The sequence below is a fragment of the Sulfitobacter sp. W002 genome (assembly GCF_025142135.1).
Taxonomy (GTDB): Bacteria; Pseudomonadota; Alphaproteobacteria; order Rhodobacterales; family Rhodobacteraceae; genus Sulfitobacter; species Sulfitobacter profundi.
In genome coordinates, this window is sequence record NZ_CP081126.1 from 2,926,055 (window position 1) to 2,937,925 (window position 11,871).

Genomic DNA, 11,871 nt, shown 5'->3' on the forward strand with positions numbered 1-11,871 from the left:
GCTCAGCCCCGCCGCCAATAAGCCGTGCAAATCTGGCGTGTCTTATCCATGCCGAGGGTGGTTTTGAAATGCCCCCGCAACTGCTGGGCGTTCCGGAACTCTCCGGCGAAAAAGGCATAGCCCAGACCGTCATCCGTCAGCGCCTGCGCATGGCCTAGCACCTCGGCCTCGAACGCGGCGGGCGGCAGCGCATGGACGCGCAGCTTGGTCTTGGGCAGGTAGTCGCGATAGGACACGCCACGCGGCAGGGCGGCCACCACATCGCCCACCGCATCCTCTGGCAGGCGCGCCAAAAGCTGCGCCACAGCGGGCAGACCCGTGCCATCTGCGGCCAGAAAATAGGAAGATGCTTCGGGCAAGGCGCTGATGCCCACCGGCCCCATCGCCCCGATCCGTTGTCCGGCATGGGCGTTCTGCGCCCATTGCGAAATCAGGCCCGATCCATGGCGTACCACGTCGATATCGACCTCTTCGCGCGCGGCGCGGATGTTCTTGAGCGTGACATAGCGCGCGTGCAACTCATCCGCGCCCTTTGGCCAGACCGGCGCACCGTTGGCACCCATCACGGGCCACACCGGCGCGCGGCTAGGATCGCGCGGCAGGATCAACCGCAGATGCAGCCCCTGCGCGGCGAGTCCTGCAATATCCGGGTAATGCAGGGTAACACGCTGCATCCCCTCGAACAGGATTTCACTGTTCAGCACGGTCAGCAGGCGAAAGTTCTGCGGCGTGGCACCGGCCTCTTGCGAGATGCCCTGCCAGCGGATGCGATCGGCCAGCGCGGGATCAAACTCTGCCACATGATGCACCATGCCCTCTTTTGAGAATTGCATGGCGTTTTCGCCGGGCGCCTCAAGGCTGACTTCCAGCCCCCGCGCGCAGAGATCGAACTCCACCCGGTAGCCGTCTTGCTCAAACACATGACCGGTCGCCCCTTTGGCGCGAAACGCCATGCCGTGGTCATCAACAAGATGCGACAGGATCTGCGAGAGCATCTCCTGCGGCGCGTCCATCGGGATGGTGGTCTTGGCTTTGGCGATGGTCATCTGGGGCTCCTCCCGGTCAAAGAAAAGCGCGGCACACGAGGGTGGTGCCGCGCCTTAGGCTCACCAGCTATGGGCCAGCTTCACGGTAACTTCACGGCCGGGGCTGTAGAAGTCAGCGTAGAAACCGCCGTAGGAGGTGTGCTTTTCGTCAAACAGGTTGGTGACATTGGCCGACAGGGTGGTCTGCTCGGACAGGTCATAGCTTACGGCCGCATCCACTACGACAAAGCTGCCGGTCTCGCCTGTGGCGTTGCTGTCGCTGTAGTAGTAACCGCTGTTGAACCGCGCGCCCAAACCGACGGTCAGATCACCGCGGCCAAGGTTTTCCCATGTCCGGCTGGCCCAGATCGAGGCGACGTTTTCAGGCACCAGACCGGGACGGTTGCCGACGTTGCCGGAGGTGCCGTTCTCTTTGATCTCGGCATCCAGATAGCTGTAGGCGGCGGTGAGGGTATAGGCGCCCATCTCGGCCTTGGCTTCCAGATCGATACCGCGGACACCGATTTCGCCGATGGTTTCCGGCTGGTTGGTCGCCGGGTTGGTGCGGGTGATGTTGCTTTTCGACAGGTCATAGACCGAGGCCGTCAGCAGCGCATTGGTGCCCATGGGCTGCCATTTCGTGCCCAGCTCAAACTGCTCGCCCTCTTCCGGCTCGACGCCAAAGCCTGCGGGCACGACCGACTGCGCGTAGTTACCAAAGACCGAAACGTTCGGCTTGATCTTATAGGTCAGACCCACGCGGCCTGTCGTCTCGCTGATGTCGTTGGTCTGCACCGTACCGGCAAGGTTGTTGGTTTCGGTCACGTCGATCCAGTCGTGACGCAGCCCGAAGGAGGCGATGAAACGTTCGTCCCAGTTCAGCTCTTGCTGGAGGTAGATCGCTTTGCCTTCCGTCTCTGTGTCGAGATCGGCAAACATCGGCACGCTGGTGGGACGGCCTGTGTAGCTTGGGTTGTCGAGGTCAACCGACGGCGCCGCGCCATAAAAGCGTTGATCGGTCTCGTCGGACCACGAGAATTCGACCCCCGCCGTGGTGGTGCTGGCCGCACTGCCAAGGAAGCCCTCATAGGTCAGATGCAGGTCGGAGATCATGTTCTCGCTCGTCCCGTCGCTGGCAAAGTACGCGCGGTCCACCATGCTGTCATTCGGGGTATAGTCGCTGACATAGGCATAGCCGAAGTCATCCGCGCTGTCGCTGTAGCGCAGGGTGCCGCCAAAGCTCAGCCCGTTGCCAAAGTCATGCGCGCCCAGAACGGAAACGGTGGTCCGTTCGGTGCCGCGGTAGTTATAGTCCGGCTCGCCGTAGAACACGTCGCTGCGGTCAAAATCGCCGCCCGCCGGGAAACCACCGCTGCCGGGCACGGAGTCGCGGTCAAGGTGATCGACGATCACGGTCAGCTCAGACGCATCGGAGGGACGCCATGTCAGGCCACCCATCGCAAAGATCTCGTCATTCTCGGAATAGGGATACTCAAGCTCGCCGTTGCGCAGCAGGCCGGTGAAACGGTAGCTGAGCGTGCCTTCTTCATCCAGCGTGTCGCCGAAATCTACGCCGGTTTCCAAGCTGCCGTATGAATCCACCGATGTGTAGACACTGCCAAAACGTTCGTTGCGCGGGCGTTTGGTGACATAGTTGACCGAGCCGCCGGGGTCGGACAGGCCAAAGGTCGAAGACGATGCGCCCCGGATGACTTCCACACGCTCAAAGGCAAAGGGCTCTTCGCGGATGGCCCCAAAGTTCGGGCCCAATGTCAGCCCATCGCGGTAGGTATAGGCCTCGAACCCGCGCAGAATGAAATAGTCGAACCGGTCGTCCGCGCCATAGCTGTCGGTGCTGGCGCCGGCGGTGTAGTTCAACACCTGCTCCACGCTATCTGCGCCGCGCGCCTCGATCTCGCGGCTGGTGATGACAGAGACGCTGGCCGGGATATCAATGATCTCTCCAGACAATCTGCCGCCGCTGCTGAGTTCGCTGGCGACCACGGTTTCGGCATCCGCCGCGCCTGAGGTTTGCGCGCTGGTCTCTAGGATCACGTCGTCCAACTGGTAGGTTTCTTGCGCGGAGACTGCGCCGGGCACCAGCGCCGTACAACACAAAAGCGCCGTCTTGAGAGAGCCGCGCCCTAGTTGAAGGGGAATGAATTTAAAAGAGGACATGGCGGTCTCCATAATAACCTAGTGAATCAGTCGGGATTTACTTACCCCTATGATACGGAGGGCGCCAGAGTCAATCTGACTAATTTAGTAAGTTATTTTAAGCTGCGGCTTCTTTGCGTGATTGCCCGATTTTATGGCGCCCGATCGGCACCATGCAGGGGGTCTGGGAAACGGGGTCGCTGACAATACGGCACGACAGGCCGAAGACAGTTTTCACCAGGCCCTCTGTCAGGACCTCAGCGGGCGGCCCCTCGGCGCGAATGCCGCCATCGCCCACGGCGATCAGGTGGTCGGCATAACGCGCGGCGAGGTTGAGATCATGCAGCACCATGACGATTGTCGTGCCCTGTGCGGTGTTGAGATCGACAAGCAGGTCCAGCACCTCTACTTGATGCGCGACGTCCAAAAAGGTTGTCGGCTCATCCAGCAACAACAGGTCGGTCTCTTGCGCCAAGGCCATGGCGATCCACACCCGCTGGCGCTGACCACCCGACAGGGTATCAAGATCCCGCTCGGCCAGTTCTTCGGTCCCGGTCGCGGCGAGCGCGCGGGCGACAGCGCGGTCATCCTCTGCCGACCAGCGCGAGAACAGCCCCTGATGCGGATGCCGCCCGCGCCCGACAAGGTCGGCCACGGCGATCCCCTCGGGCGCGATCGGCGATTGCGGCAACAACCCCATGACCTGCGCCAGCTTGCGCGATTTCATCTGATGCACCGACTGTCCATCGAGCAGAACCGCGCCGGATTTTGGCTGCAAAATCCGCGCCAGCGTCCGCAACAGGGTCGACTTCCCCGAGGCATTGCCGCCCACGATGGCGGTGATCTTGCCCGCAGGCAGGGTGAGAGAAACCTCCTCCAAAATTACGCGCTTTTCATAGCCCGCGCCCAGATTGCGCGTTTCAAGACGGTGGTCGTGGGTCATAGCGTGCCCCCATTTCTATTGGCGCGAACGATAAGATATAAAAGGAAGGGCGCGCCGACCGCCCCGGTGACGACGCCGACAGGCAGGCGCGCGGGCAAAAGGAACTGCCCCACGAAGTCACCCGCAATGACCAGCACCGCGCCCACCAGTCCGGCCGCCAGAAGCAATCCGCGCGACCCCGGCAAGAGCCGCGCCGCCATGGGCCCCGCAAGGAAGGCGACAAAGGCGATCGGCCCGGTCGCAGCCGTCGCGATGGCCACAAGGCCGACGGCGGCCAGTGTCACCCGCAGCCGCGTGGCATCGGCCCGCACGCCAAGGGCTTCGGCAGTGTCATCGCCAAGGCGCAGCACCTCCAAATCGCGGGCGGTAACGGCCAGCAGCCCTCCGAACACCAACAGCGCCCCGGCCACGGGCAGGGCTTGGACAAGCTGCATGCCGTTGAGGCTGCCGGTCAGCCAGCGCATCGCCTCGGCCCGGTCCCATGCGGGCGCTTCGAGCAAGACATAGGCCGTTACACTATCGAGCATGGCCGAGACGCCGATGCCAATCAGGATCAGCCGCGCCCCCGCAGCACCGCGGCGCGAGGACAGCGCCCAGATCAGCGCCGCGACCCCAAGCCCCGCCGCCACCGCGACGAGCGACACCAACCACCCATCGAGGGCCAGAATAACGATGGCAAAGACCGCCGCGGCCCCCGCACTGGCGCTGATGCCGATGATGTCGGGGCTGGCCAGCGGATTGCGCAGCATGATCTGAAACGCCACCCCGCCCAAGCCAAAGCTCGCCCCAGCGAGCAGCCCCATGACCGCACGCGGCAAACGCAACTCGGTCACCACGAAAGCGGCATTCGCCTCTGGCCCACCAGTCAGCGCGGCCCAGACATCGCCCGGCGGCACGCAGCCCCGTCCGCAGCTGAGCGTCAGCAGTACCAAGCCTAGCACAAGCGCCGCCAGAAACCCCAACACCTGAAGACGGCGCGCGGCCACGCGTCGGGTGCTGCGCGGAGCGGCGAGGGTCACATCGCTCATAGCCCCCGCATCCTGTGATTGCGCACCGTCCAGATAAAAAAGGGCGCGCCGACAAAGGCGGTGACGATGCCCACGTCCAACTCATTCGGGCGCGCGATGACCCGGCCCAGCACATCCGACAGCCCCAGCATGGAGGCCCCCGCCAAGGCCGAAAGCGGCAACACCAGCTTGTAATCAACGCCCGCGATCATCCGGCACAGATGCGGCACCACCAGCCCGACAAAGCCAATCGGCCCGCAAAGCGCCGTTGCCGTGCCGCAGAGGATCACAGCCCCCGCCGCCGCCATGACCCGGCCCAAGGCCACGCTCTGGCCAAGGCCGGTGGCAAGCTCTTCGCCCAAGGCCAAAGCATTGAGAACCCGGGCTGAAGCAAGGCTCAGCGCAAGCCCGACCAGCGCGAAGGGCATGGCGGGCAAAAGCGTCTCAAAGCTCGCGCCGCCGATGCCGCCGACCTGCCAAGATTGCACTGATCCCGCGATGTCATTGCGCGGCAGGACCACCGCGATGATGAAGGCCGACACCGCCACAGAGGTCGCCGTGCCCGCAAGGGTCAGCTTCAGCGGCGTCGCCCCGCCCTGCCCGGCGGAGCCGATCAGATAGACGAAAACCGCCGTCACCCCCGCCCCGGCGATGCCGAGCCACAGAAAGCTCTGCGCGCCGCTGATGTCGAACCAAGCGATGCCCACCACGACGAAAAGCGCCGCGCCCGCATTGACGCCCAAAATACCCGGATCGGCCAAAGGATTGCGGCTGATGCCCTGCATCACCGCCCCCGCAAGGCCAAGTGCGCCCCCCGCAAGAATGGCCAGCGCCGTGCGCGGCATCCGCACCGCGACCGCTGCAGCGCCGATGGTCTCAATCCGGCCGGTCATGCCCGCCCAGATCTCGGCCCAAGGCACTGAACGCGCGCCCACGGTCAGCGACAGGCCGGTCATCAGCAGCAGCAGGCCCAGCAAAAGCGCGAGACCGGCCAGCCGTTGGGGGCGCTGCACCTGCATTATTCCCCGCGCGTGGCGGCCGCGCTTAGCCGCGCGAGGTAATCGTCAAGCACATAGTCGATCGACAGCGGCGTCGGGTTCGCGGCGGTGCCCATCGGGTCATTCGCCAGCAACACGACCGAGCCACGGGCGACGGCGGGGAAACGCGCGATCAGCGGATTCTTGGCCAATTCGTCCAACCGCGCCTGATCGCCATAGGTGACCACGACATCCACGTCTTCGAACAGATCGATCCGCTCTGCGCTGACCCGGCCCGAGTATTTCCCGGCCTCGCTGGCCTCGCGCACCGCTTGGGGCGTTGCCATGCCGATGTCGGTCAGGAACTGCACCCGCTGGTCGGCGGCGGCGTAGAAACCGATGGTGCTGAGGTCGCGCGGATCGAGGTGGGTGACGAACATCCCGGTTTTGCCAGCCAGTTCGGGATATTCTTCGCGGGCGGTGGCGATACGCTCTTCGATCTCGGCGACCATCGCGTCACCTTCTTCGGCCATGCCAAGGCCCGCCGCGTTCTGACGGATCATCTCGCGCCATGTCGTCGTCCATGCGGCTTCGGGATAGGCGATGACCGGCGCAATGCGGCTGAGCGTTTCATAATCCGACTGCGACAGACCGGAATAGGCGGCAAGGATCACATCGGGCTGGGTGCTGGCCACGGCTTCGAAATCAATGCCATCGCCCTCGTCAAAGAGCGTGGGCACCTCTGCGTCCAATTCATCAAGCTTTTCGATCACCCAGGGCAGCAGCCCATCGCCATCGTCGTCCCCCCATGAGGCGCGGGCAAAGCCGACGGGCACGATCCCGAGCGCCAAGGGCACCTCGTGATTGGCCCAGCCGACCGACGCCACCCGTTCGGGCCGCTCTTCGATCGTCGTTTCGCCAAAGGCGTGTTCAACGGTGACGGGAAAGTCCTGCGCCGAGGCGGCAGTCGCGCCAAAGGCCAAGCAAATGAATGACAATGTTCTGAGCACTGCGGCCCCCTTTAATCCGATTCTTTTAGTAAACTATTGTCTGTTATGCCCCAGCGGGCGCGGATGCAACAGGGCAGTTCATCGGATTGTGGGGATGGGCCGTGCCAAAGCGAAGGTGCGCGCGGCCAGCCCAGATGCCGCTGCGACAAGCGTTATAAACGCACAGATAGGTGAAACAGCCCCGCCAGACCGCCCGTATGCGCCCCCGGTCTTCCCCGAGGGGAGGGACAGGAAAACCGGTGGGGCGCATCGCTGCAAGTCTATCGAGGAGCCGCTCCCTGGGGTAGGGGAACGGGCAGCAGCTCCCGAGAAGGCCCGCGCCGTGAAGCATATTCTCAGGCGAAACGGTCGAAATGAACCGTTGCCAGCTTGGGACGCGGTCATTGTTCTGGTCAATGACGCCTTCGTGCAGACCCGTCTATCGGCGGGTATATCTAACTATAGGTCGCGCCTCGCATCGTTGCATCTGGGCGGGGGTATAAACGGGCTAGTCTTAAGGATAGGTTGCGCCCCCCCCCCGGTCAGACACGCCCCGTTACAGACCGACCTGCGCCTTCATTGCCGCCAGCGTCGCGTCCCAAGTTTCGGGCAAAGCCTTTGACAGCCCGCGCGCTTCGTCGTCTTTGCCGGTCTTGCAGGCGGTCTCGATCTCTTTGAGCAGGCCGTGCAGCCGGTCCGCCCCAAGCATGCCGCACATCCCGGCCATGGCATGGGCCTGCGCCTGCAAATCGGGCAAGCCATCGGCGGCCATCAATGCGGGCAGGTCATCCGCGCCCTTCTGGCCAAGCTTTTCCACCCGCTCAAGCAGTTTCTCCACGCCCAATAGGTCGATCAGGTCCGCGATCTGTTGTTCGTTCAACAAAGGCCGTTTCGCGGATTTCGCCTGCACCGATGTCTGCGCGCTGGCCAAACGCTCTGGCAGGGCCTGTTCCGGCATCACCTCACGCCCCGAAAGCTCGCGTAGCTTTGCGCGCAGCACTTTCATATCCAGCGGCTTTTGCAAAAACCCCGACATCCCGACCGCGCTGAACTCCGCCCGTTCTTTCGGCAAGGCGTGGGCGGTCACGGCGATGATCGGCGTCTCCCGATTGGGGCCCTCGCCGGAGAGAATCGCCTTGGTCGCCTGAATGCCATTCACCTCGGGCATGGAGATATCCATGAGGATCGCATCGAAGGGCGCGTCTTCGGCAAGCTCGATCGCCGCGCGTCCACCGGTGGCAAGGGTGACATCATGGCCGATCTTCTCAAGCATTGCCATGATCAGTTCGCGGTTGATCTCATTGTCGTCCACCAGCAGCAGGTTGAGCCGCTTTGCCGGTAACGCCTCGACGCGCTTTTTCTGCGGGTCGGGGGCGGCGTCGCAGTCGATCTCTGCCAGATCAGCAATCTTCACCGGCAAGCGCAGCGTGAAACATGCCCCCTCTCCCACGGTCGAGTCGCAGGTAATCTCGCCGCCCAAACGTTTGACCAAACGACGCACGATCCCAAGCCCCAAACCGGTGCCCCCAGTGCGCCGCTCATAGCGGCTGTCGAGCGAGACGAAGTCTTCGAAGATACGGTCGATATCCCCCGCCGGAATGCCGGGTCCGTCATCCTCGACCTGAAGGTGGAACTCCTCCCCCTCTGAGCCAGATTCGGCGAACCACCCGCGCAATGTCACATCACCGCCGGGGCTAAACTTGATCGCGTTGCTCAGAAGGTTGACCAAAATCTGCTGGATCGCCCGTGGGTCCGTCACGATGGCCTTGTCGTCCAACTGCGTCAAATCTAGGTGCAGCCGCGTGCCCCCGGCCTCGGCCAGAGGGTCCATCGTGTTGATGATCCCCGCCATCAACACCGTCATGTCACAGGTCTGACGCACCTGTTCATAGGTGCCCGCCTCGCTGCGCTCGATGGCCAGCACGTCGTTGATGTGGCCCAACAAAATCTCACCCGAGGTCATCCCCGCATCAAGATAGCGCTTTTGCTCATTGTCGAGCCGGTCATCTTGCAGCAGTTGCAAAGCCGAGATCACACCATTGAGGGGCGTGCGCATCTCGTGGCTCATCATGGCGAAGAACCGAGATTTTTCCTGATAGGCGTCAAGGGCTTCGTCGCGCGCGGCAATGATCTCGGCCTCGCGGAGGCGCTTTTCGGTGATATCCCGAATATAAGCGATGAAAAGCGACCCCTGCCCCAGGGGCGATTGCGACACGGACATTTCCACCGGGAAAATGCGCCCGGTTTGGTCGATCATCTCAAACTCGCGGCGCCCCTTATCGGCGACTTCTGTCTCTCCGGTCAGGCGGAATTTCTCAAGCCGTTCGCGGTGCACGCTGCGGTCGGCGGGCGGGATCAACAGGCTGATATAGTCCCTGCCCTTTGCGGCCTCATGGGTGATTCCGAATATCTCTTCGGCGGAGCCGTTGAAATCTTCGATCTCGCCTTGGTCGTTGATAACGACGATGGCGTCGAGCGATGCTTGAAGTGTGGTGGCAAGGCGCAGGTGGTTTTCTTCAACCAATTGCGAGGTGCGGTTCAACCGGCTGGCCTGCCGCGACAGGCGGTAGACCGCGCCGACCAAGGCAAGGGTGACGATCAACACGATCGCCGCCATCACTTCGATCAGTCGCACGATCTCATGGCGTTCGTTCTGGGACATCTCGTTGGCGATGGCGATAGAGGTCAAGGCAATCTCACGCGGGACATCCTCGACGCTGCGCAGCATCGTATCGATATCATCCAGCGCTGCGGCCAGTTCGGCGTCAGTGCCATCAATCGCCGGTAAGAACCCATCCAGCAGGATGCGCAGTTCGCGAATCTTGGGTTTGGCCTTTGCGTTATTGCGCACCCGTTCGGCCAGCAAAACGCGGCTGTAGAAGATGTCGAACCGCTTGCGGAACTCTTCCAACGCCTCGGGCGTGGCGGATTTCGCCTGCGCCAATGCGCGGTCGGTCTTGAGGAACTCGATCTCAATCTGGGTAAAAACCCATTCGGCGTGGTCCTGTTGCGCACTGTCGAGCGCTTGAATCCGATCCCAGACGTTATAGGCCAGATAGGCGGCGATGCTCATCCCCGCCACGAGGATAAGCATCAATACCTGTCGGCTTCTGGCGCGCGCGGGTCCGAATTTTCCTGCGTCGTTCATCCAAGCCCTCTGCGCCATTGTCAGTTACTCGACACTAATGCGGTCAAGCTGCCAGATCGACCGGCTGTAGACCAGTTCAGTCTGGTAGGCGATGTCACTGTCGTAAGGGTAGACGACCCAAAGTGGCCCCTTGTCCCGGCGCGACATTTCCTCACCATTGGTGTGGTAGGCGATGATCGGGCCGCCTTCGACGGCGTCGGACATCGGGATTTCCACGGCATAGTCATTGATGGCCGTCGCGGTGATTGTGCCGTCTTCGACGTTCAACGTGTCGAAGAGATCCTTGAGGGAAACGCCTTCGAACTCCTGCGCGCCATCGGTCCAGATGGTTGTCGTTTCAAAGCTTGAGACCGGCATCGACTGCAGGTCAGACAGGGTAAAGTTATGGGTTTCACCGGCCAGCGTCACGTTGAGCACGGCCTCTTCGTCTTGGGCGGCAACCGCCGAAGCAAGGCCCATGGTGAGCGCGGCTGCGGTAATGGTCTTGCTAAGATTCTGAAAAATCATGTCTTGGTTCCTTATCTGGCGTTATGACCTGACCATACCCTGACCTAATGAGAGGCGCGAATGCGCAGAAGCGCATCCCCCCTATACCAAAGGATAGGCGCGCCTGCCCCGGAGCGCCCCGCCCTGCCATACCAAAGGATAGCGGCGCATGCCTTTGCGTCCTTTGTTCCTTGGGCTTTCATCTTTCTTTTCAAACGGGCACACTCTACCCATTAGAGAACGCCGGCCATTTGGGCTTCAGGAGATCTATTATGTCTTTGCGTATTTTAATTGCCGATGATCACGACATGGTTCGAGAGACCATTGCCATGTTCCTTGATGCCGATGGGGCGACCGTCACCGAAGCGGCATGCGATCTGGCCGGTGCCTTGGACAAGATCAAGTCCGAGCCGCCCTACGATCTGGTTCTGCTCGATTATACGATGCCCGGTATGAAGGGGTTGCAGGGCCTGCAAACCGTGCTTGGTATCAACGAGGGCCGCCCCGTCGGGCTGATTTCTGGCACCGCCACCCGGCTGATCGCCGAACAGGCGTTGGAAATGGGGGCAATCGGCTTTTTGCCCAAGACCCTGCCCGCCAAGTCACTGGTCAACGCGGTCCGCTTTATGGCCGCCGGGGAGACCTATGCCCCGGTCACCTTCATGTCGGGCAAAGACAACCCCGAAGAGACGGATTTCGAGAAAGCCTTGTCCGAGCGTGAGCGCCAAGTGCTGCGCGGATTGATGAGCGCGCAGTCGAATAAAGAGATTGCGCGCGACCTCGATCTGCAAGAAGTGACGATCAAACTGCACGTGAAAACACTTTGCCGAAAACTGGACGCAAAGAATCGTACGGATGCAGCGATCATTGCGCGCGACGCGGGCTTCGTTTGAGGCCCGTTTTCGCCGCCTGAAACGCCCCGGCCCGGACCCTGCGCGGCCCCCCGTAGCGCGCCCAATTTGCCCTCTGGCTTGTAAACCATAATCGCCCGCCCCGCGCGGGCGTTTTTGCGTTTGGCCTATGGCGTTTTGCACCGAATCAAAGATTCGAAACCTGCATTTTTCCCTGCAAAATTAACCATCTGTCCGCCCCGCCCCCACCGCCATTCCCGCGCCAAATGATAGGCCGGGGCGCGACCC

9 protein-coding genes are annotated in these 11,871 nt (G+C 62.2%); 1 reads left to right on the forward strand and 8 read right to left on the reverse strand.

Annotation, left to right across the window (positions count from 1 at the left end; genetic code table 11):
• Nucleotides 1-2: 2 nt before the first annotated feature.
• The 8 genes from K3758_RS14430 to K3758_RS14465 all read right to left on the reverse strand — a co-directional run bounded on the left by K3758_RS14430 (nt 3) and on the right by K3758_RS14465 (nt 10,753).
• Nucleotides 3-1,046, reverse strand: coding sequence for a siderophore-interacting protein (locus tag K3758_RS14430; protein ID WP_259946191.1), 1,044 nt, complete (start codon nt 1,044-1,046; stop codon nt 3-5).
• A 60-nt stretch (nt 1,047-1,106) separates the two neighbouring features.
• Nucleotides 1,107-3,203, reverse strand: coding sequence for a TonB-dependent siderophore receptor (locus tag K3758_RS14435; RefSeq protein WP_259946193.1), 2,097 nt, complete (start codon nt 3,201-3,203; stop codon nt 1,107-1,109).
• 97 nt (nt 3,204-3,300) lie between these two features.
• Nucleotides 3,301-4,125: an ABC transporter ATP-binding protein gene (locus K3758_RS14440; protein ID WP_259946195.1), complete on the reverse strand. Its 825-nt coding sequence runs from the start codon at nt 4,123-4,125 to the stop codon at nt 3,301-3,303.
• Nucleotides 4,122-5,153, reverse strand: a complete 1,032-nt coding sequence (locus K3758_RS14445; RefSeq protein ID WP_259946197.1) for an iron ABC transporter permease — start codon at nt 5,151-5,153, stop codon at nt 4,122-4,124. Before K3758_RS14445 ends, K3758_RS14440 begins: the two co-directional genes overlap by 4 nt.
• Nucleotides 5,150-6,151, reverse strand: a complete 1,002-nt coding sequence (locus K3758_RS14450) for an iron ABC transporter permease (RefSeq protein ID WP_259946199.1) — start codon at nt 6,149-6,151, stop codon at nt 5,150-5,152. Before K3758_RS14450 ends, K3758_RS14445 begins: the two co-directional genes overlap by 4 nt.
• On the reverse strand, nt 6,151-7,119 hold the full coding sequence (locus K3758_RS14455; protein WP_259946201.1) for an iron-siderophore ABC transporter substrate-binding protein: 969 nt from the start codon (nt 7,117-7,119) through the stop codon (nt 6,151-6,153). The genes K3758_RS14450 and K3758_RS14455 overlap by 1 nt, the downstream gene beginning before the upstream one ends.
• Nucleotides 7,120-7,654: 535 nt before the next feature.
• Nucleotides 7,655-10,192, reverse strand: coding sequence for an ATP-binding protein (locus K3758_RS14460; RefSeq protein ID WP_259950117.1), 2,538 nt, complete (start codon nt 10,190-10,192; stop codon nt 7,655-7,657).
• Between the two features lie 78 nt (nt 10,193-10,270).
• Nucleotides 10,271-10,753 (reverse strand): molybdopterin-dependent oxidoreductase, encoded by a 483-nt coding sequence (locus K3758_RS14465; RefSeq protein ID WP_259946204.1) that lies wholly within the window; start codon nt 10,751-10,753, stop codon nt 10,271-10,273.
• A 251-nt stretch (nt 10,754-11,004) separates the two neighbouring features.
• Between K3758_RS14465 and K3758_RS14470 the strand changes: the two genes are divergently transcribed.
• On the forward strand, nt 11,005-11,625 hold the full coding sequence (locus tag K3758_RS14470) for a response regulator transcription factor (RefSeq protein ID WP_067624320.1): 621 nt from the start codon (nt 11,005-11,007) through the stop codon (nt 11,623-11,625).
• Nucleotides 11,626-11,871: the final 246 nt, after the last annotated feature.

Bases quoted from the DNA above. Each gene is read 5' to 3' on its own strand.
- K3758_RS14465 (WP_259946204.1), bottom strand. From the start codon at position 10,753: ATGATTTTTCAGAATCTTAGCAAGACCATTACCGCAGCCGCGCTCACC.
- K3758_RS14435 (WP_259946193.1), bottom strand. From the start codon at position 3,203: ATGTCCTCTTTTAAATTCATTCCCCTTCAACTAGGGCGCGGCTCTCTC.
- K3758_RS14460 (WP_259950117.1), bottom strand. From the start codon at position 10,192: ATGCTTATCCTCGTGGCGGGGATGAGCATCGCCGCCTATCTGGCCTAT.
- K3758_RS14470 (WP_067624320.1), top strand. From the start codon at position 11,005: ATGTCTTTGCGTATTTTAATTGCCGATGATCACGACATGGTTCGAGAG.
- K3758_RS14440 (WP_259946195.1), bottom strand. From the start codon at position 4,125: ATGACCCACGACCACCGTCTTGAAACGCGCAATCTGGGCGCGGGCTAT.
- K3758_RS14450 (WP_259946199.1), bottom strand. From the start codon at position 6,151: ATGCAGGTGCAGCGCCCCCAACGGCTGGCCGGTCTCGCGCTTTTGCTG.
- K3758_RS14430 (WP_259946191.1), bottom strand. From the start codon at position 1,046: ATGACCATCGCCAAAGCCAAGACCACCATCCCGATGGACGCGCCGCAG.
- K3758_RS14445 (WP_259946197.1), bottom strand. From the start codon at position 5,153: ATGAGCGATGTGACCCTCGCCGCTCCGCGCAGCACCCGACGCGTGGCC.